This is a genomic window from Thalassobacter sp. 16PALIMAR09, assembly GCF_000765485.1.
Lineage (GTDB): Bacteria > Pseudomonadota > Alphaproteobacteria > Rhodobacterales > Rhodobacteraceae > Thalassobacter > Thalassobacter stenotrophicus.
In genome coordinates this window covers 78,326-95,298 of record NZ_JHAK01000001.1, presented here as the reverse complement: position 1 = coordinate 95,298, position 16,973 = coordinate 78,326, and the positions used below count along the sequence as shown (strand labels likewise).

At 59.7% G+C, this 16,973-nt stretch carries 23 protein-coding genes; 4 read left to right on the top strand and 19 right to left on the bottom strand.

Annotated features, from left to right (window positions below; genetic code table 11):
* Positions 1–3: 3 nt before the first annotated feature.
* The 18 genes from PM04_RS00505 to fabD all read right to left on the bottom strand — a co-directional run bounded on the left by PM04_RS00505 (position 4) and on the right by fabD (position 13,091).
* On the bottom strand, positions 4–669 hold the full coding sequence (locus PM04_RS00505; RefSeq protein WP_038002605.1) for a phage tail tape measure protein: 666 nt from the start codon (positions 667–669) through the stop codon (positions 4–6).
* Positions 662–877, bottom strand: a complete 216-nt coding sequence (locus tag PM04_RS00500) for a rcc01693 family protein (protein ID WP_038002603.1) — start codon at positions 875–877, stop codon at positions 662–664. The genes PM04_RS00505 and PM04_RS00500 overlap by 8 nt, the downstream gene beginning before the upstream one ends.
* On the bottom strand, positions 874–1,218 hold the full coding sequence (locus PM04_RS00495) for a gene transfer agent family protein (RefSeq protein ID WP_038002602.1): 345 nt from the start codon (positions 1,216–1,218) through the stop codon (positions 874–876). Before PM04_RS00495 ends, PM04_RS00500 begins: the two co-directional genes overlap by 4 nt.
* Positions 1,218–1,631 (bottom strand): phage major tail protein, TP901-1 family, encoded by a 414-nt coding sequence (locus PM04_RS00490; protein ID WP_038002600.1) that lies wholly within the window; start codon positions 1,629–1,631, stop codon positions 1,218–1,220. Before PM04_RS00490 ends, PM04_RS00495 begins: the two co-directional genes overlap by 1 nt.
* An 18-nt stretch (positions 1,632–1,649) precedes the next feature.
* Positions 1,650–2,063, bottom strand: a complete 414-nt coding sequence (locus PM04_RS00485) for a DUF3168 domain-containing protein (RefSeq protein WP_038002598.1) — start codon at positions 2,061–2,063, stop codon at positions 1,650–1,652.
* Entirely contained in the window at positions 2,060–2,404 is a 345-nt protein-coding gene (locus PM04_RS00480) for a head-tail adaptor protein (protein ID WP_038002595.1), read from the bottom strand. Before PM04_RS00480 ends, PM04_RS00485 begins: the two co-directional genes overlap by 4 nt.
* The gene (locus PM04_RS00475) at positions 2,398–2,988 is read right to left on the bottom strand and encodes a hypothetical protein (RefSeq protein ID WP_255347900.1); all 591 of its coding nucleotides are present in this window, start codon (positions 2,986–2,988) and stop codon (positions 2,398–2,400) included. Before PM04_RS00475 ends, PM04_RS00480 begins: the two co-directional genes overlap by 7 nt.
* 166 nt (positions 2,989–3,154) lie before the next feature.
* Positions 3,155–4,357 (bottom strand): phage major capsid protein, encoded by a 1,203-nt coding sequence (locus PM04_RS00470; protein WP_038002591.1) that lies wholly within the window; start codon positions 4,355–4,357, stop codon positions 3,155–3,157.
* A 57-nt stretch (positions 4,358–4,414) separates the two neighbouring features.
* Positions 4,415–4,969 carry an HK97 family phage prohead protease gene (locus tag PM04_RS00465; RefSeq protein WP_038002588.1) on the bottom strand — a complete coding sequence of 185 codons (555 nt, stop codon included), beginning with the start codon at positions 4,967–4,969 and terminating at the stop codon, positions 4,415–4,417.
* Between the two features lie 3 nt (positions 4,970–4,972).
* Positions 4,973–5,218 carry a hypothetical protein gene (locus tag PM04_RS00460; RefSeq protein ID WP_038003775.1) on the bottom strand — a complete coding sequence of 82 codons (246 nt, stop codon included), beginning with the start codon at positions 5,216–5,218 and terminating at the stop codon, positions 4,973–4,975.
* The gene (locus tag PM04_RS00455; RefSeq protein WP_038002587.1) at positions 5,211–6,398 is read right to left on the bottom strand and encodes a phage portal protein; all 1,188 of its coding nucleotides are present in this window, start codon (positions 6,396–6,398) and stop codon (positions 5,211–5,213) included. The genes PM04_RS00460 and PM04_RS00455 overlap by 8 nt, the downstream gene beginning before the upstream one ends.
* A gap of 72 nt (positions 6,399–6,470) precedes the next feature.
* Positions 6,471–7,814, bottom strand: coding sequence for a DNA-packaging protein (locus PM04_RS00450; protein ID WP_052068304.1), 1,344 nt, complete (start codon positions 7,812–7,814; stop codon positions 6,471–6,473).
* The gene (locus PM04_RS18145) at positions 7,741–8,091 is read right to left on the bottom strand and encodes a hypothetical protein (protein WP_038002585.1); all 351 of its coding nucleotides are present in this window, start codon (positions 8,089–8,091) and stop codon (positions 7,741–7,743) included. The genes PM04_RS00450 and PM04_RS18145 overlap by 74 nt, the downstream gene beginning before the upstream one ends.
* A gap of 167 nt (positions 8,092–8,258) precedes the next feature.
* Positions 8,259–9,419 (bottom strand): endolytic transglycosylase MltG, encoded by a 1,161-nt coding sequence (gene mltG / locus PM04_RS00440; RefSeq protein ID WP_038002583.1) that lies wholly within the window; start codon positions 9,417–9,419, stop codon positions 8,259–8,261.
* A gap of 24 nt (positions 9,420–9,443) precedes the next feature.
* Complete coding sequence (gene fabF / locus PM04_RS00435) at positions 9,444–10,700, bottom strand: beta-ketoacyl-ACP synthase II (protein WP_038002581.1); 1,257 nt, start codon at positions 10,698–10,700, stop codon at positions 9,444–9,446.
* A gap of 200 nt (positions 10,701–10,900) precedes the next feature.
* On the bottom strand, positions 10,901–11,134 hold the full coding sequence (locus tag PM04_RS00430; RefSeq protein ID WP_038002579.1) for an acyl carrier protein: 234 nt from the start codon (positions 11,132–11,134) through the stop codon (positions 10,901–10,903).
* Between the two features lie 217 nt (positions 11,135–11,351).
* Complete coding sequence (gene fabG / locus PM04_RS00425) at positions 11,352–12,089, bottom strand: 3-oxoacyl-ACP reductase FabG (protein WP_038002577.1); 738 nt, start codon at positions 12,087–12,089, stop codon at positions 11,352–11,354.
* A gap of 66 nt (positions 12,090–12,155) precedes the next feature.
* The gene (fabD, locus tag PM04_RS00420) at positions 12,156–13,091 is read right to left on the bottom strand and encodes an ACP S-malonyltransferase (RefSeq protein WP_038002575.1); all 936 of its coding nucleotides are present in this window, start codon (positions 13,089–13,091) and stop codon (positions 12,156–12,158) included.
* 199 nt (positions 13,092–13,290) lie between these two features.
* Between fabD and PM04_RS00415 the strand changes: the two genes are divergently transcribed.
* Together PM04_RS00415 and PM04_RS00410 are read left to right on the top strand one after the other, a co-directional pair.
* Positions 13,291–14,508 (top strand): cytochrome b/b6 domain-containing protein, encoded by a 1,218-nt coding sequence (locus PM04_RS00415; RefSeq protein ID WP_038002573.1) that lies wholly within the window; start codon positions 13,291–13,293, stop codon positions 14,506–14,508.
* A gap of 255 nt (positions 14,509–14,763) precedes the next feature.
* Entirely contained in the window at positions 14,764–15,423 is a 660-nt protein-coding gene (locus PM04_RS00410) for a VPLPA-CTERM sorting domain-containing protein (protein WP_038002572.1), read from the top strand.
* A 92-nt stretch (positions 15,424–15,515) separates the two neighbouring features.
* Here the strand turns inward: PM04_RS00410 and PM04_RS00405 are convergent, their stop codons facing one another.
* Positions 15,516–16,088: a YceI family protein gene (locus PM04_RS00405; RefSeq protein WP_038002570.1), complete on the bottom strand. Its 573-nt coding sequence runs from the start codon at positions 16,086–16,088 to the stop codon at positions 15,516–15,518.
* Between the two features lie 275 nt (positions 16,089–16,363).
* On the opposite strand from PM04_RS00405, the gene rpsF reads away from it, so the two are divergent.
* A complete protein-coding gene (rpsF, locus tag PM04_RS00400; RefSeq protein WP_038002567.1) occupies positions 16,364–16,726 on the top strand; it encodes a 30S ribosomal protein S6 in 363 nt (120 codons plus the stop codon).
* Between the two features lie 13 nt (positions 16,727–16,739).
* A complete protein-coding gene (gene rpsR, locus PM04_RS00395) occupies positions 16,740–16,967 on the top strand; it encodes a 30S ribosomal protein S18 (protein ID WP_038002566.1) in 228 nt (75 codons plus the stop codon).
* Positions 16,968–16,973 lie beyond the last annotated feature (6 nt).

Sequence of the window (16,973 nt, the reverse complement as noted above, 5' to 3'; positions counted from 1 at the left end):
CTCCTACCTGTTGCGCTGCCCACGACCCAAGGCGCGGCTCATCTCGGCCGCAACCTGGCTTTGTGATCGCCGGAAGCTTTGCGCATCGGGGGTGCTAATATTCATGACGACGGTGACCGGCTTTGCGCTCCCGCCTTCGGTCCGCACACCCAGCTTACCGTCTGGGCCACGGCTCAAAGGCATAATCGCCTCGGGGCCTGCCTCGCCCAGCATCCCCATACCGCCACGCATCGGAAATGAGGTCGGCTGAGACGCAATTCCACCCGCGATTGAAGACGCACGTCCTTGCGTGAATGCGCCGCCATCCGCAAATAAACTCAAGTTCGAGCCAATCGAATTCAGCCCTGACGCCAAGGCCCCACCAACCGCATTCTGAACGGGCTTTATCGCGGCTGAATAGGCCGAGTTGACCATCGACTTACTGATGCTCTCCAACGCGTCCGACAGCTTCATGCCGTCAAAAACCAGCCCGTCAAACGCGGACCGCAAACCAGAGCCAAAGCTCCGAGATAGGCTTTTGACCTCCTTGTCGGTGTAGGTCATCTCCCCCCGCAACGACCCAAGCTCTCGGGTGAAGTTCGACACGACGGTTTGCGCACCAGAAGCTTCGGTTTGCAGTGACTCCAGCATCTCCTTCAAGGTGCCGATGTCTTCATTCAGATCATCCATCAGACGTATCCTTTTTGTCAGGTTGCGGCGCGTCGGGATACTTCATCAAAAGCGCATCCAGCGCACCGCGCGACATCGCAGCCTCCGCACCCGAATGACCTAGCAACAAAGCCAGTTCGACCGGCGTCAGGTTCCAAAACTCCGCAGGCCGCAGGCCAAGCTGCGTCAGCCCGACACGCAAAAGACCGTTCCAGTCAAATGCACTCATCCGCTCAACCCTTCGATGGAGAACGCGCGCCCCAATAGAAGCGCCGCAACACGGGTGGCCTCCACCGGGCCACCCCCGATATCACCCTGCAAAAGCGTGTCCCGACTGCCCTGCCAGCCCCCACCCCGAAGGCCCGCAAAAAGCAGTTCAACCACATCAACGGTCGAAAACCGCCCGGACTCGAACCGTTCGACCAGATCCACCAAAGTGTCGGTCTCCATATGCGCCTCAAGGTCGGCCAGCACGCCAAGCGTCAGCTTTAACGTCAATGGCCGCCCATTCAGCATCAATCCCACTTCGCCAGCCCAAGGGTTCGCGGTCGGACGCTCCTTGCCGCGCATCAAGCGGGCGTAAAGGTCAAAGCACCCGCAGAAGCGAGCGAAACCTCATATGTTGCCTCGCCATTTAGCGTTCCGGCATATTCCAATGACGTCAGCTGAAACGTTCCCTCAACAGCGCCAAAATCGGGAATTATCACCTGAAATACGGGCATCTCTCCGTCAAAAAACAACTGACGCGCCCGCGCATCGCTCGCATCATCCCGAAACACGCCCGAACCGGAAACAGCCGCGGATTTTACACCGCCACCGGTCAACAACTCACGCCAACCGCCCTCACTGTCCAGCGAGGTGACATCAATCGTGTCCGCATTGAAAGTTAGCCGAGTGGCCCGCAGACCTGCCAACGTTTGAAACACACCGGCTCCATCCAGATCGACTTTCACCAGCAGATCTTTTCCTTTTTGCACGCTCATTGCGCACCTCCTTTTGACTTAGATGTCGTCGGTCACGCGGGCGCGAAACCACATATCAATACGGCGCGACCCGTCGGTCGTATCGCGCCGGGCCTTCGCCTTTCGAAACCGCAACTGAACCAAGTTTCCCCGGCTCAGGCTCAGGTCTTCGTTGGTCAAAATGTCCGAAACACGCCCGGCCACTTGCTTGGCTCCCAAGAACCCGGTGCCAGTCGTGACGACCGTGACCTGCAAATCATGGTTCGCTCCGGGACTGGTCCCATCGGCTTGCTCAACGACGTCTTCTGGTCCCAAGGCCACAAAGATGTCAGGTGTTGTGCCTGTCGGCATCGTGTCAAACACGGCCGAACCGACCATTGAGGTCAGCTCAGCATCTGCCTCAAGGGCCGCGAAAAGGGCTGTTTGCAACGCAGCGCTCAAACCATAGCTCACGTTGTCACCTCCTCTTCCGCAAAGCACATAAGATACCCGCCACGCGGACCGGTTTCATGCACAGCATCAATGGCATAGATGCGTGTGCCCTCCACAAACCTCTGCCCCGGCTTAGGGCGCGTTGTGCTGTCTTGGGGGGCGTAGCGGACGGTGATCTTTAGCCCCAACCGGCTGCGCGTCAGAAACTCCCGCGCCCGCCCCGAACCCGTGCGCGCATCAACCTGCGCCCAGTGCACGCCCAGCGCAGACCAGACTTCCGTATTGCCCCCTGCGCCATCGGAAACCGAACTCGCCTCCTCCAGCACCAAACGGCGATCCAGATTGATTTGGCGCTTCAACATCCCGGCCGCCCCCGCAAACGGATGTCACGAAACGGCTCGACCAATAGGCAGACTGAGCATGGCAAGGTATTGCTCCCCTCCACACTTGAATCGCGCTCAAAAAAGTCTTCGGCAAGCATCATGATCGCCTGGCGCAAAGCCGCTGGAACACTCGACCACTCCGCCGCAAAACCTGCGCGCACCAAAATCTCAGCACTCGAATTCATGCTCAGCGCGGGCAAAGCCCCGACACGCGATACCAATTCCGGCCGATGCGCATCCTGTTGAAGCGCATAGGTATTTGGATCAACGATGACTTCATCAGCGCCCGAATGCACCAGCTTGATCTGTTCAACTTCGGTCACGGGTGCCGCCGGAAACTGCAACCGATCCGAGGCAGTCCACTTCTGGGTCCGCACAATGAACTGACGGCTCAAAAAGTATTTACCCAAACGGGCTTCAAGTGCGGCAATCGCCGCCGTCAAACATCCCTCCAAAAGGCGCATCTGCCCCGGCAACTTATCAAAGCCCTCAGCAAGACGCAGGTGCGCTGCGAAATCCGCAATAGGAAGGGCCTCCCTGGGCACGGAATTTAACTCCACCATCATCATATCGATGTCGCTCCTTGCATTCAGCTTTGTGAGTAGAAAAAGGGGGCGCGCGGCCTCGACGCCGCTCGGACGGATCAAATCGGCTGGATAGCGCCGAGGATGATTGGGTCGCGCGCCCACCTCCGTGGAAAGAAAAAACCACGGAGGATAGGTTTCGGGCTTAGGAAGCCGCGAATTTCAACAGCTTGATGGCTGCAAAGTCTGACACATCACCGCCAACGCGTTTTGTGGCATAGAACAGGACATGTGGCTTGGCCGAGAACGGGTCACGCAGCACACGCAAATCGGGCCGCTCTGCGATGGTGTAGCCTGATGTGAAATCACCAAAGGCAATCGCATTCGCGTCCGACGCGATGTCGGGCATGTCTTCTGCGATCAACACCGGATAGCCCATCAAACGCGCGGGCTCACCTGCGGCCAAGCCATCCGACCAAAGGAACCGGCCATCCGCATCCTTCATCTTGCGCACAGCACCAGCCGTCTTGGAATTCATGACAAACGTCGCGTTCGCCCGGTACCGCGCGCCCAGCGCATAGACGAGGTCCACAATGGCATCGACCGCATTGGTACCCGCAAAATCACCATCCTGGCCCGTGGGCACATACCCAATGTTACTCCATTCCCAGATTTCATTGTCCACGGTCGGATGCGTCAAAAACCCGGTGGGTTTGTCCACACCATCCCCGTTGATAAAGGCCGACGCTTCTGCGCGGGCAAATTTGTCGGCAATACGGCCCGCGAGCCATCCTTCGATGTCAAAGGCGCTATCGTCCAGCAACCGCTGGGAGGCTTTGGGCAATGCCGATAATTCATGCAGCGGGATCGAAATCCGCTCGAGCGCGGGCGTAGCCCCCTCGCTGACGGCTGCGGTCTCGGTGGCCCAACCGGCACCTACCTCGGTGTGATCCACGAGCACGTCAAAGGACGTCGCCTCAACATTCACGACGTTGGCGATCGTCCGAATAGATGCCGATGACAACAGAACCGACTGAATGGTCTCCGCCGTCTGCGGATCGACCAGAAAACCGCCCTCGGCGGCGACAGCCGTGTTCATCGCTTTGCCCTCAAGCGTCAGGTTGCGAAGCCCCTCATCGTCACCACACCGCAGATAGGCATCGAGTGCCTTTTGGTGTGGCGCGTCAGTCGCTTGTGCGCCCTCAAGTGCGGGGCGGCGGTGGGTCATGGTTTTGGTGCTCAGCATGGCAATGCGTTCTTCCTGTTGTTGCATCCGTGTGGTGATCTGATCTTGAAAGCCCTTGAAATCAGTCACAAAGCCCGTCAGGGCCTCTGTGACTTCCCGGGCAGCTTGGGTCCCGGCAGACGCACTTGCGCTGCCCGACCCACGCATCGATTGCGTGGTCATGGTCTTATCCTTCGATAGAGTTGATAGGGGTCTTGCTGACAGTTTCGCCTAACGCGGCTACCCGGTCGTCAGCTGCGCGCGCGCCGTTTCCAGCGCACGTGCCATATCACGGAAAAGATACGCTTCAGCCTCATCCGACTTCGCGCCCACCCGTGCCGTAGGAAGCATCGGAAAGGTCACCAAAGACACCTCCCACAGCTCCAGTTCGTTCAAAAGCCGCTGGCCTTTGTCATTCTTTGAGGCCTTTTGCGTGCGGTACCCAATCGACAACCCGTCAATTGCACCCGCTTCAATCAGCGCTGCAGCCTCGCGGCCCTTGGCAACGTCCAAAAGCAGGCGACCCTTTACATAAAGACCCTTCTCGTCCTCATGAACCTCATCCCAAATGCCAATGGGCTGCGCGGGATCATGCTGCCACAACATCTTCACCGAACGGCCCTCAGTGGACAGCGCCCGTAGCGACGCACCATAAGCCCCGCTTTGGACGATATCCCCACCCTGATCACATGCACCGAAGTATGAGGCGTAGCCCTCAATACGGGTCCCGTCCGTTACTTCAACGGCCTCCCCCAATCGAGCGAACTTTGTTTCCAATCCATAGTCTGGCGTCATGCCTTACACTCCAATCTGAATAAGTTCAGAAATCCCTTTGGCGAGGATCACGCTCACAACACCAAAAACGGCCAACCAAAGGCGCTTTTCCATCCGCTCTATAGCGGCCTCGATACCCTTGAGCCGAAACTCCAACCCCTCCCAGCGCTGCTCCATCACACGCTCATTGGCGTCGATGCGGGCATTCGCGACGTCGAAAGGGTCATATAAAAACCGTGATCCGCCTACTCCGGGTTTGCGATCACTCATGACCATCCACCAAGGGGGGCAACCCCAGCATTGCGCGCTTTTCAGAAGCCGACAGAAAATCCGCGTCCGCCACGCGGCGCCACTGGGCCTCTCGCTCAACAGATAACGCCGGGACCTGATCTAGGTCCGGCTTTAGGAACAGCCGTTCTTCCGCATGCAAACCCAGCCAATACCCAAGGGCGGCGGTCACTTTGCTCACCAGCGGCAGAACGGTTAACCTGTAAAAGGCACGGTTCGCCTCTTGGTAATTGGCATAAGTCGCATCCCCCGGAATGCCCAGCATCATGGGCGGCACACCAAAGGCCATCGCGATCTCGCGCGCGGCGGCCTCTTTGGTTTGCTGAAACTCCATGTCTGAGGGCGAAAACCCCATGGGTTTCCAGTCCAACCCACCCTCAAGCAGCATCGGTCGGCCCGCGTTGCGCGCGCCTTGATGGTGCGCCTCCATCTCGGCCGAGAGCCGATCAAACTGATCCGCCGACATCGACATACCCGCCTCAGAGCCATTGTAGACAATCGCCCCCGAGGGGCGCGCCGCATTGTCCAACAACCCCTTCGACCACTTTGATGCCGCGTTATGCACGTCAACGGCACTTGCAGCCGCCGTCATCGGTGACAGGCCATAGTGGTCGTCTTGGGGATGAAACGCCTTGATGTGACACACAGGCGACACCTCACCTACGGTGAACCGATGCGCCTTGGCGCCGACCTTATAGTCATAGGCAACGGGCCAGCCATCGCTCCCCGGCACTACCGACATTCGGTCTGACCGCAGCACATGCAACTCAAGCGGAACGCCAAAATCGCCAACCGCCTCGACATAGCCATTCCCGCTCAGCAGAAACTGGCCGTACAAAGCCTCTAGCAACTCAGCCTGCCCCTGCACACCATTGGGCCGCCGCACCAATCCCAGCACCGGATGCTCCGAGAACCGCGTCGCCCCGTCCTCTAGCACCAAGGGCACCGCCGCCGCCGCCTCCGCAATCAACTTTACCGCGCGAAACCCCACCGGGTTGGTGGTAAACCCAACCCGCGTCAGGCTGCCCGTGTCGCGTGCGCTCCATGCTGTCCGAACGCCGCCCCCCGCCAGCGCCGCAACCTTGCCCGTCGCGGAGGCCTTTTGTTCAGGTGCGTTCGCGCGTGCCTCAGCCCCGCCCTCCCGCTTCAAAAAGTCGAACATAGCTGTCTCCGTCCTTGGCCGAATAAAAAAGGGCCCCAAAGGGCCCCGAAAAGAAGGTTCGATAACGTATGTCTACAAGGTCCGGATCGCTGCCGCGCCGCCGGGCGTGGTCGGTGCGATCATGCCCTCGAACAATGCCCAAACCAGCGCGTCAACGCGGTCCGGGCTGCCCTTGCCGGCGTATCCTTGCAACGTCATCTGGACCATCTGGTCCTCTAGTTCTGAAAACTGTCCGCAATGATGCACGCGACCCTGTTCGTACAACGCGGCAATCGGCTCAGCGCGGGCGCTCTTACCTTTGGTGGCGCGCACGGCCTGATAGCGGATCATCGGGTCCACTTGGCGCACGATCTGTTTAACCATGTCACCGCCCTGGTTCACTTCCGCGACCAGACAATCACCGTTATGGCGCTTCATCGCGGCCACCGCCGCCTGCGCCCACTCCAATGGGCTAGACGCCGCAACAGACGCATCCTCAATGACATAGGCCCGCCACGCCGCACGCGGCCCCTGATGGGTCACGCCAATCACGACGATCCCACATTCATCCGATCCCGCATGCCCCGTGACCGGCGGGTCCACCGCAACAATCACCCGGTCCACCTCGGGCAATTCTTTCACCCGACACGCCCCCAACATATGAGACGTCCAAAACGCGCCCTGCACGTCCTCCAGCAACTCACCATTCAACTCTTGGCGCCCCAGCCGGGACCCCTCATAGCGGCTCTCGACCTCGGCCAAGAAACTATCTGCCAAATAGGCCCGATTGGCATGGGTCGGAGCATGGGTCTGAACCGTACTCTCCCGCGCCAGCAAATCCTTCAAAACATCAACGTTGCGCGGTGTCGTGGTCACCACACACTTCGGGTCGTTGCCCAAACGCAGACAAAATTGCAGCATATCCCAAGTATCCTGCGCCTTTTTCCACTTTGCCAACTCATCAACCCAAGCCGCATCAAACTGCGGCCCGCGAAGCGCCTCTGGCTCACTGGCCGAAAAACACTGCGCCTCGGCACCATTCGGCCATACTAGCTTGCGCTTAGAGGCCTGCCATTCTGGCTTACGGTCCGGCGGACAGCACGCAAGAATGCCGCTGTCCCCGAAAACCATAACATCCCGCGTTTGGTCATAGGTTTCTCCAACCAACGCGACACGTTTGGCCCGGCCGCTCTCAAGCGGCCGGGACCCTTCTACCATTAGCCGAACCCATTCGGATCCGGCGCGCGTTTTGCCCGCGCCACGGCCGCCCATAATCACCCAGCTGCGCCAGTCCCCACTGGGCGGCATCTGGTGCGGCAATGCCCAAAACTCAAAGAGCCAAGGCAATGCCGCAAGTGCATGATCAGTCAGTTGCGCCAGGAACGTCTCCTGCGTCTCCCGCGGCGCGGAGGCAAGCCAGGCGGACCCGGATCTCAGCACGGGCGCTGTCAAGGTCGAACGTCCCGTTGGACATGCCTCCGTTGGATTTGGAGAAGTCATCTTCAATCCTCCTAGTATGATCCACAGCAGTCGAAATCGCTTTGCTCATGGTCGAGAGCATCGCGTTCACGTCCTTCCCATCGTCTTCAAGGGTCGGTGCAGTTTTCAAGGCATTGATCCGCGCCAGGAAAACTTCGCGGGCCACTTCGTATGCAGCAACTGCATCATTGGCCAGTTTTTCGCTTCTTGCTGCGGAATTGGTGTCAAAGGTCATTTTTGTGCTCCTAGATCAAAAATAGACCCGCACGAGCAGACATGAAAAATGCGACCTCGGGAGTATCATTCCCGGGCCGCCTTACCCACTTCTTCCAGCATGTCACAATGTATGTGTTTGAGCGTACGCTCCGGTCAATCCCCTAAATTCGCAAAAACCGCAAAGCCCTAGTTTTGGCTGTTCGCGCGGTCTCTCTCAATCTGACGCCAGCGGGCAACGTTTTGATTATGCTCAGCTAATGTGACAGAAAAGGCGTGCCCACCGGTGCCGTCCGCCACGAAAAAGATATAGGGGCTCTCATCGGGGTTCACCGCCGCCTCAATCGCCGCACGCCCCGGATTCGCAATCGGCGTGGGGGGCAACGCAGGAATGACATAGGTATTGTAGGGCGTCGCGGCCCGCAGCTCGGACCGACGCAAACCCCGCCCAAGGCTCCCCTCACCATTGGTAATCCCGTAAATCACAGTTGGGTCGGTCTGTAGCCGCATCCCCTGCCGCAAACGGTTGGTAAAGACGGACGCCACCAACCGACGCTCATCCGGCACCGAGGTTTCCTTTTCGATGATCGAGGCCAGGATCAACGCCTCCTCCGGCGATGTCACCGGAATATCATCCTGACGGTTGTCCCAAGCCGCGGCCAAAATCCGCTCCTGCGAGGCGGCCATTTGCGCCAACACATCCGCCCGCGCGGTGCCCCGCACCACTTCATAGGTATCAGGCGCCAACAGCCCCTCAGCGGGCACAACATCCACATCACCACTCAGGAAATGCGCGGACTTCAGCCCCTCCACGATCTCCCACGAAGTCAAACCCTCAGCGATCGAGACACGATAGATCATCGGCACATTCTGCGCGACCAAATCGGCATACACCTCAGGTAACGGCTCACCGGCGGCAAAGGTCGCCACATCCGACAAATCATCCTGCCCCGGCACACGCTCGCGCACGCGGGTCTCAGCCCCTTGGGCCCGGATGATAAAGGTCGACGTATACCGGAACGTCGAAGGCCCACCCGCCGTCACAATATCCATGATCTGAGGCATCGTGGCCCGCGCCGGGATCTCATAGTTGCCGAACTTCAGATCACCGTCACGCTCATTATAGCGCGCTGCCAGCCGGAAAATGATCCCGCTCTCAATCGCACCCGCATCCTCAAGGCTCTCACTCACGGCCGTCAACGATGCCCCGCGCGGAACCTCAAAAAAGATCGCCTCGTCCAGCGGCCCCTCAGACACATAGGTGTTCTGGCCCCACCCAATCAGCCCCGCAAGCGCGACAATCCCGACGATCAACATCGTGATCGCATTCGCGGCAATATGGTTCCACATGGGCAGGCCCCGCTGGCGTTGGCGTTATACTTTGCCCAAAACGAGGCTGGCGTTGGTCCCGCCAAAACCAAAGGAGTTCGACAAAGCCACGCTGATTTCCCGCGGCTCGGCCTCCATGGGCGCAAGGCTCAGTTTGGGATTCACAGCCGGGTTTTCAAGGTTCAGCGTGGGTGGCGCCACCTGATCACGGATCGCAAGGATCGAGAAAATCGCCTCAACCGCACCCGCAGCACCCAACAAATGGCCCACAGCGGATTTCGTCGACGACATCGTCGCTTTCTCTGCCGCCGATCCCATCAGCCGCTCAACCGCGCCCAATTCGATCGTATCCGCCATGGTCGAAGTACCATGGGCGTTGATGTAATCGATATCGGCAGGCGTCAGGCCCGCACGTTTGATCGCCGCCGCCATGGACCGCTCGCCGCCCTCACCGTCCTCTGACGGCGCGGTGATGTGATAGGCATCCCCCGACAGGCCATAGCCCAACACTTCGGCGTAAATCTTCGCACCACGCGCCTTGGCGTGCTCGTATTCTTCCAACACGACAACACCAGCGCCTTCGCCCATTACAAACCCATCCCGGTCCGCATCATAGGGGCGTGATGCTGCCTGCGGGTCATCGCCCCGCTTTGTCGACAGCGCTTTGCAGGCGTTGAAACCCGCGATCCCGATTTCCGAGATCGGGCTCTCCGCCCCACCCACAACCATCACGTCAGCATCATCCAACGCGATCAACCGCGCCGCATCACCAATCGCATGGGCGCCCGTCGAACAGGCCGTCACAACTGCATGGTTCGGCCCCTTAAAGCCAAACTTGATCGACACCTGACCGGACACCAGATTGATCAACGCAGACGGAATGAAAAACGGCGAAACCCGGCGCGGCCCACGCTCTTTGAGCAAGACAGCCGTCTCCGCGATGGAGGACAAACCACCGATGCCCGATCCGATCATCACACCGGTCCGGCATTTGGCTTCCTCATCTGCAGGAACATAGCCACTATCGGTCACAGCCTGCGTCGCCGCAGCCATTCCATACAGAATAAAATCGTCAACCTTGCGCCGCTCTTTCGGAGCCATCCAATCATCAGGATTAAACGTCCCATCCGAGCCGTCACCAAGGGGAATTTCGCACGCATAGGTCGTGGCCAAGTGGCTGGCGTCAAACCGCTCAATGGTGCCCGCGCCAGATTTCCCCGCAAGGATCCGCGCCCAGGTCTCTTCGACACCGCACGCCAATGGGGTTACCATCCCCAAGCCGGTCACAACAACTCGCCGCATGTCTGCCCCCTCATAGGTCGTTTGAGCGCCTACCTACACCGCTCCGCGCGCACCCTCAAGGGCACCAACTGCGGCCATCCGCACAAAGCAGCCCATAGACACCGCCCGCTCCTTTGTTCCCCAAATACTCATCCCAACCGCACAAACAAAAACGGCGCCCCAATCGGAGCGCCGTTCACCGCCAAATAAGGCGAAATCGCTTAGCTGGCTTTGGTCACGAAAGCGACGGCATCGCCGAAGCTTTGGATCGACTCAGCTGCATCGTCAGGGATCTCGATGCCGAATTCTTCTTCAAATGCCATTACCAGCTCTACGGTGTCGAGGCTGTCAGCGCCCAGATCGTCGATGAAGGAGGCGTTTTCTACGACCTTGTCTTCTTCAACACCCAGGTGTTCCACCACAATTTTACGCACGCGATCAGCGATGTCGCTCATATCTTTTCCTCACTTATGGGGGCGCCTGCCCGTTTTACATGTGTTGAGCCCCATGCACAGGCCCGGTACGCGGCTCTTTGGCCAATACGCCCGAAAGCGGCGAAAGGGTCCCCTCCCCGCAATTGTGCGCCGCCTATAGCACATCGTTTACTCAACGCAAACGATTCCGCGCCCGGGGATCTTGCCGGGCACGGACGCCATCGCAGCGCGCCTTAGATCACAGCATCGCCATGCCGCCGTTCACGTGCAGCGTCGCACCCGTGACATAGCCGGCCTCGGGGCTGGCCAGATACAGCGCAGCCGCCGCGATCTCTTGGGGCGTGCCCATACGACCGGCGGGGATTTGCACGTTGATCTTGTCTTTTTGCTCATCGGTCAGTTTGTCGGTCATCGCCGTGGCGATAAAGCCGGGGGCGACCGCGTTCACCGTGATCCCGCGTGAAGCGACCTCATAGGCCAGCGACTTCGACATCCCGATCAGGCCCGCCTTTGAGGCCGCATAGTTGCCCTGACCCGGGTTGCCCGTGGCCCCCACGATCGAGGAAATATTCACGATCCGGCCCCAACGCGCCTTCATCATGCCGCGCATCACACCTTTCGACAGCTTGAACGCCGCCGTCAGGTTCACGTCAATCACCGACTGCCATTCGTCGTCAGACATCCGCATGAACAAGTTATCCCGCGTAATCCCCGCGTTATTCACAAGGATATCCACAGACCCCATCGCCGCAGCAGCAGCCTTGGGCAACGCATCCACGGCCGACAGATCGCTCAGGTTGCACGGCGTGACATGCGCGCGCTCACCCAATTCAGCCGCCAATGCCTCAAGCGGCGCCTCACGCGTGCCCGACAGAGCCACCGTAGCCCCCGCGCCATGCAGCGTGCGCGCGATTTCCGCGCCAATGCCACCCGAAGCCCCCGTCACGAGGGCGCATTTACCAGTTAGATCAAACATCTTTGTCTCCTTTATCCGCTCAATACGCACAGGCCGCCCCTCGGGGGCGTACCGACGGCGCCAGCCTTATCCTTGTGCGACGGTGCGCGCCTGATCGGCGGTGCCCACAGCGTGGGTTGCGACACTGCGGTCGATCCGCTTGATCATCCCCGATAGTGCTTTGCCCGCGCCAATCTCCCACACTTCGGTCACGCCCTGTGCGGCCATCCACATCACGCCTTCGCGCCAGCGGACTGCACCCGTCACCTGATCGACCAACAATCCCCGGATTGTGGTCGCATCGCTCACGCCATTTGCGGTCACGTTCGCCACCAAAGGCACCGCCGGGTCGTTGAACTCAACTTGCGACAGCGCCTCGGCCATCGCCTCTGCGGCGGGTCCCATCAGGGCACAATGAAACGGCGCTGACACGGGCAGCAACATGGCGCGCTTGGCACCACGCGCCTTGGCCAGCTCGACCGCGCGTTCAACCGCCGCTGTATGGCCCGAAATCACCACCTGTGAGGGGTCATTGTCGTTTGCGGCCTGACACACTTCGCCCTCAGCGGCCTCAGCGGCGATCCCGGAGGCGGTCTCAAAATCCATCCCCAAAAGGGCTGCCATGGCACCGACGCCCACGGGCACGGCCTCTTGCATCGCGCTACCGCGTAGGCGCAACAGCCGGGCGGCATCCGCCACACTCAACGCGCCCGCAGCCGTCAACGCACTATATTCACCCAGTGAATGCCCCGCGACATAGGCCGCGTGATCCGCCAAAACGACCCCCTCAGCCTCAAGCGCGCGCAGCGCCGCCAGCGAGGTCGCCATGAGCGCGGGCTGCGCATTGCGCGTCAATGTCAGCTCAGCAATGTCACCTTCCCAGATCAGGTCAGACAGCTTTTCACCCAGCGCCTCATCCACCTCATCAAACACGGCCCGCGCCGCTGGATAGGCCTCGGACAAATCACGCCCCATTCCGATGGTCTGCGCGCCCTGCCCGGGAAAAACGAAAGCTCTGCTCATAGGGGTCTCCTCTGCGGTCTTGCCCGTTTTGCGCCTTTGACAGCGCGTTGCCACTCCCTAGCGTTTCGCTGCGCGCCCCACAACACCCCCGCTCGCGTGCGCACCATGCGCGGCCCATCACACAGGGTCTGTGCGCTGGCGCAGTTACTCCTTTTGCTCAAGTGCGGTAATGTAGAGCCACCTCAACCCGGAGACCCCCATGCCCGCCGCAAACACCCGCCAACACTATGGAAGCGTGACCAAGACCTTTCACTGGCTCACCGTCCTTCTGATCCTCACGGTCATTCCGCTGGGGATCGTGGCGCAACGGTGGTCGTTTGACACGTCCGATGCGCTGGCGATCAAGGCAACACTGTTCTCCATCCACAAAACCGTCGGCTTGACCCTGTTTTTCGTGGCCCTCGCCCGGATTGCGTGGGCCCTGACCCAAGCCAAACCCGGCCCCCTGCACCCCGACCGCAAGCTTGAGACCTTTGCCGCCGAAACGGTGCACTGGGCGCTCTATGCCTCGCTCGTGGTGGTGCCTTTGACGGGCTGGATCCACCACGCGGCAACCGAGGGCTTCGCCCCGATTTGGTGGCCGTTCGGGCAAAACCTGCCGTTCGTGCCAAAGGACGTGGACCTCGCGCACACATTCGCCAGCCTGCACATCATCTTTGAACGGGTTCTGATCATCTCGCTCGGGCTGCACATTGCGGGCGCCCTAAAACACGCGTGGATCGACCGTGACGCGACGCTGGCCCGTATGTTGCCCGGCACCAACCCCAAGGTCCCGAACTACGACCACACGACCACCGCAAGCCCCGCGATTGCGGCCTTCGCGGCCTATGGTCTGGCGCTATTGGTCGGGGCGGGTTTGGGCATGTTTGGCCACCAAGAAGGCCCCGCCACCCCACAGCTCGAGGCCGTCGCCTCCGACTGGCAGGTGACCGACGGTACGCTCGCGATTACCGTCACGCAATTGGGCGCGCCCGTGACCGGCCAATTCGCTGATTGGACCGCCGCTATCACCTTTGATGAGACCGTCACCGACGGCGTGGCGGGCCAAGTGGACGTCACGATCTCGGTGCCTTCGCTCAGCTTGGGCAGTGTGACGACCCAAGCCCTTGGGGCTGAGTTCTTCAACGCAAGCGACTTTGCCACGGCGACGTTTTCGGCCCCGATCACGGTGACAGATGGCGCGTATCTGGCCGATGGCACCGTCACGATCCGAGGCATCACAGTGCCCGCAACACTGCCCTTCACGTTGGCGCTACAGGACGGGATCGCGAACGTTGAAGCGCGCACACAACTCAGCCGTCTCAGCTTTGGCATGGGCGAAAGCGCCTATCCCGATGAGAGTTCAGTCGGCTTTGCCGTGGACGTCGCCATATCGCTGACGGCCAGCCGCGACACCGCAACACCCACCGCAAACTAAAGACAATCCGCCGGAAAATGCGCGAACATTGCTTAATGGCAAACAGTAAGCGGCCGCCGGATTTTCACAATTATCTAGCTTATAATCAAATACTTAGACAATTCCGCGCCCTCGCCCGCCGCGGAATTGCCCCAAAGCCGCCATTTTTTCCTCGCTCGCGTTAACCTTTTGCTGCTAGCCTCAAAGTGCATTTCGTTAACCAGTCATTTCTTTACCGAGCGACGCCGTCAGGCACCATTTATTAGGACTAAAATCATGAGCACAAAATCAACACTTATGGGCGGCCTTATTGCATCCGCCGTCATGTTGGGGGCGCTAGGTTCGGGCGCATTCGCCTCGACCCTCACGTACAATGGCCTCAACATTTCACCGGCCCAAAAGGTCGACGTCGTCGCCAGCGCCGAAGGCCAGTCGTTCAACAACCTGTCCGCTGGCGGGTTCAACATGTCCGACGGCACCAACAGCTTTATCGCGTGGTGCATTGACCTCTTCGATACGATCAAAACGGCCGCCTACACGCCGGGCCGCCCCACTCAGGTCAGCGACGCCGAACAAGCCGACCTGAACCGGCTGTTCACCCTTGGGCGCGACACGGCACAAACGGACGCTATCACCGCTGCCGCGTTTCAGGTCGCGATCTGGGAAATCGTCTACGAAACCGACACGGTTTACGCGCTTAATTCGGGGAACTTCATGGCCTCGGACAACGCGACTGTTGTGACGGCGGCGCAAGGGTTGCTCGACAACCTCGGCACGGACGCGGGCACAGCCTCGCTCAGCTTCTTTGCCTCTACAACTTCGCAGGACCTTGTGTCGGGGCAAACCGCAGTTGTGCCCCTGCCCGCCAGCGCGTTGCTGCTGCTGTCCGGTCTGGGCCTGTTGGGGGCTGCGCGCCGTCGGACCAACGCCGACTGATCACCACTACTATATACACACAAAAATGGCGGGCCCCACGCACGGGACCCGCCATTTTTCGTTTCAACCTAGGGCCATCTGGCCCACGGGGCTTAGCCCTCGGCTTGAGCCTCGATCGAGATGATGACGTTCACTTCATCGCCTACGAACGGCGCAAAGTTGCCCACGCCGTAGTCGGAGCGGATCAGGGTCGTCGTCGCGTCAAAACCCAACCAAGGCTTTTGCGCCATCGGGTGCATGTCGGCTTTGTTCATCTTGGCGTCCAGCACGACGGATTGCGTCACACCATTCAGCGTCAGATCACCAGTGATTAGAGCAGTGTTGTCGCCGGTGACTTCGATCCCAGTCGAGGTGAAGGACACCATTTCGTCGGCAGAGGCCTCAAAGAAATCAGCCGACATGAAGTGTGCATCGCGCTGTTCCCAACCGGTGAACATCGACATCACGGGCATCGACACCGACACCGAGGATGCGGCGGGGTTTTCGGCGTCAAACTGGATTTCGCCAGCAAAGCCGGAGAACATGCCGTAGGTCGTGGAAAAGCCCAAGTGATCGTAGCTAAAGATGATCTGACTGTGCGAGCTGTCCAATGTATAGGTTTCAGCGGCAAAGGTGGGGGCTGCGAAAGCCATCAGGGCGGCGGTGGTCAAAAGCGTACGTTTCATGTCAGGTCCTTGCTCTGGATGTGTGATCGTTCATTAACCCTAACATCGGCTTTCTCAGCCAATTGGCAATTTACCTTAACCCCACAGACCCTGTGCGATTGTGCAAATTGTCGTGATCAAGCACATGTGCCACGCGCAATTGCGCCCTTGCCTTGCAGGTCCTCGCATCCTATACGGCCCCATCCCGCCACCATATTGACCTGCGTGGCCTCTCGTGACCGAGCGGCGGGATAATGTTCGGTCTTTGAAACACGCGTAACATGACTGGAGACACCATGGCGCTCTACGAGCACGTGATGATCGCGCGGCAGGATCTGTCCAACGCGCAAGCCGAAGGGCTGATTGAACACTTCGGAACAGTACTGGCCGATAACGGCGGCGCACTCGTCGATTTCGAGTACTGGGGCGTCAAAACGATGGCCTACAAGATCAACAAAAACCGCAAGGGTCACTATGCCTTCCTGCGCTCCGATGCACCGGCTCCCGCCGTGCAGGAGATGGAACGCCTGATGCGCCTGCACGACGACGTGATGCGCGTTCTCACCATCAAAGTGGATGAGCACAAAGAGCTTCCTTCCGTGCAGATGCAAAAACGTGACGAACGCGACCGCGGCGAACGCCGTGAACGCCGCAACTAAGGAGACCTAAACCATGGCTGCAAAACCATTTTTCCGCCGTCGCAAGGTCTGCCCGTTTTCCGGCGACAACGCGCCCGCGATTGACTACAAAGACACCCGCCTTCTGCAACGCTACATCTCTGAGCGTGGCAAAATCGTACCGGCTCGCATCACCGCAGTCTCCGCTAAGAAGCAACGTGAGCTGGCCCGTGCCATCAAACGCGCTCGCTTCCTCGCGCTGCTGCCCTACGCTGTGAAGTAAGGAGAC

Coding starts and splice junctions, on each gene's coding strand:
- PM04_RS00460 (WP_038003775.1), bottom strand. CDS start 5,218: ATGAGTGATCGCAAACCCGGAGTAGGCGGATCACGGTTTTTATATGAC.
- PM04_RS00500 (WP_038002603.1), bottom strand. CDS start 877: ATGAGTGCATTTGACTGGAACGGTCTTTTGCGTGTCGGGCTGACGCAG.
- rpsR (WP_038002566.1), top strand. CDS start 16,740: ATGGCTGCAAAACCATTTTTCCGCCGTCGCAAGGTCTGCCCGTTTTCC.
- PM04_RS00430 (WP_038002579.1), bottom strand. CDS start 11,134: ATGAGCGACATCGCTGATCGCGTGCGTAAAATTGTGGTGGAACACCTG.
- PM04_RS00475 (WP_255347900.1), bottom strand. CDS start 2,988: ATGGTGGAGTTAAATTCCGTGCCCAGGGAGGCCCTTCCTATTGCGGAT.
- PM04_RS00405 (WP_038002570.1), bottom strand. CDS start 16,088: ATGAAACGTACGCTTTTGACCACCGCCGCCCTGATGGCTTTCGCAGCC.
- rpsF (WP_038002567.1), top strand. CDS start 16,364: ATGGCGCTCTACGAGCACGTGATGATCGCGCGGCAGGATCTGTCCAAC.
- fabD (WP_038002575.1), bottom strand. CDS start 13,091: ATGAGCAGAGCTTTCGTTTTTCCCGGGCAGGGCGCGCAGACCATCGGA.
- fabG (WP_038002577.1), bottom strand. CDS start 12,089: ATGTTTGATCTAACTGGTAAATGCGCCCTCGTGACGGGGGCTTCGGGT.
- PM04_RS00480 (WP_038002595.1), bottom strand. CDS start 2,404: ATGTTGAAGCGCCAAATCAATCTGGATCGCCGTTTGGTGCTGGAGGAG.
- PM04_RS00465 (WP_038002588.1), bottom strand. CDS start 4,969: ATGACGCCAGACTATGGATTGGAAACAAAGTTCGCTCGATTGGGGGAG.
- PM04_RS00415 (WP_038002573.1), top strand. CDS start 13,291: ATGCCCGCCGCAAACACCCGCCAACACTATGGAAGCGTGACCAAGACC.
- PM04_RS00490 (WP_038002600.1), bottom strand. CDS start 1,631: ATGAGCGTGCAAAAAGGAAAAGATCTGCTGGTGAAAGTCGATCTGGAT.
- mltG (WP_038002583.1), bottom strand. CDS start 9,419: ATGTGGAACCATATTGCCGCGAATGCGATCACGATGTTGATCGTCGGG.
- PM04_RS00495 (WP_038002602.1), bottom strand. CDS start 1,218: ATGCGCGGCAAGGAGCGTCCGACCGCGAACCCTTGGGCTGGCGAAGTG.
- fabF (WP_038002581.1), bottom strand. CDS start 10,700: ATGCGGCGAGTTGTTGTGACCGGCTTGGGGATGGTAACCCCATTGGCG.
- PM04_RS00505 (WP_038002605.1), bottom strand. CDS start 669: ATGGATGATCTGAATGAAGACATCGGCACCTTGAAGGAGATGCTGGAG.
- PM04_RS00470 (WP_038002591.1), bottom strand. CDS start 4,357: ATGACCACGCAATCGATGCGTGGGTCGGGCAGCGCAAGTGCGTCTGCC.
- PM04_RS18145 (WP_038002585.1), bottom strand. CDS start 8,091: ATGACCTTTGACACCAATTCCGCAGCAAGAAGCGAAAAACTGGCCAAT.
- PM04_RS00410 (WP_038002572.1), top strand. CDS start 14,764: ATGAGCACAAAATCAACACTTATGGGCGGCCTTATTGCATCCGCCGTC.
- PM04_RS00455 (WP_038002587.1), bottom strand. CDS start 6,398: ATGTTCGACTTTTTGAAGCGGGAGGGCGGGGCTGAGGCACGCGCGAAC.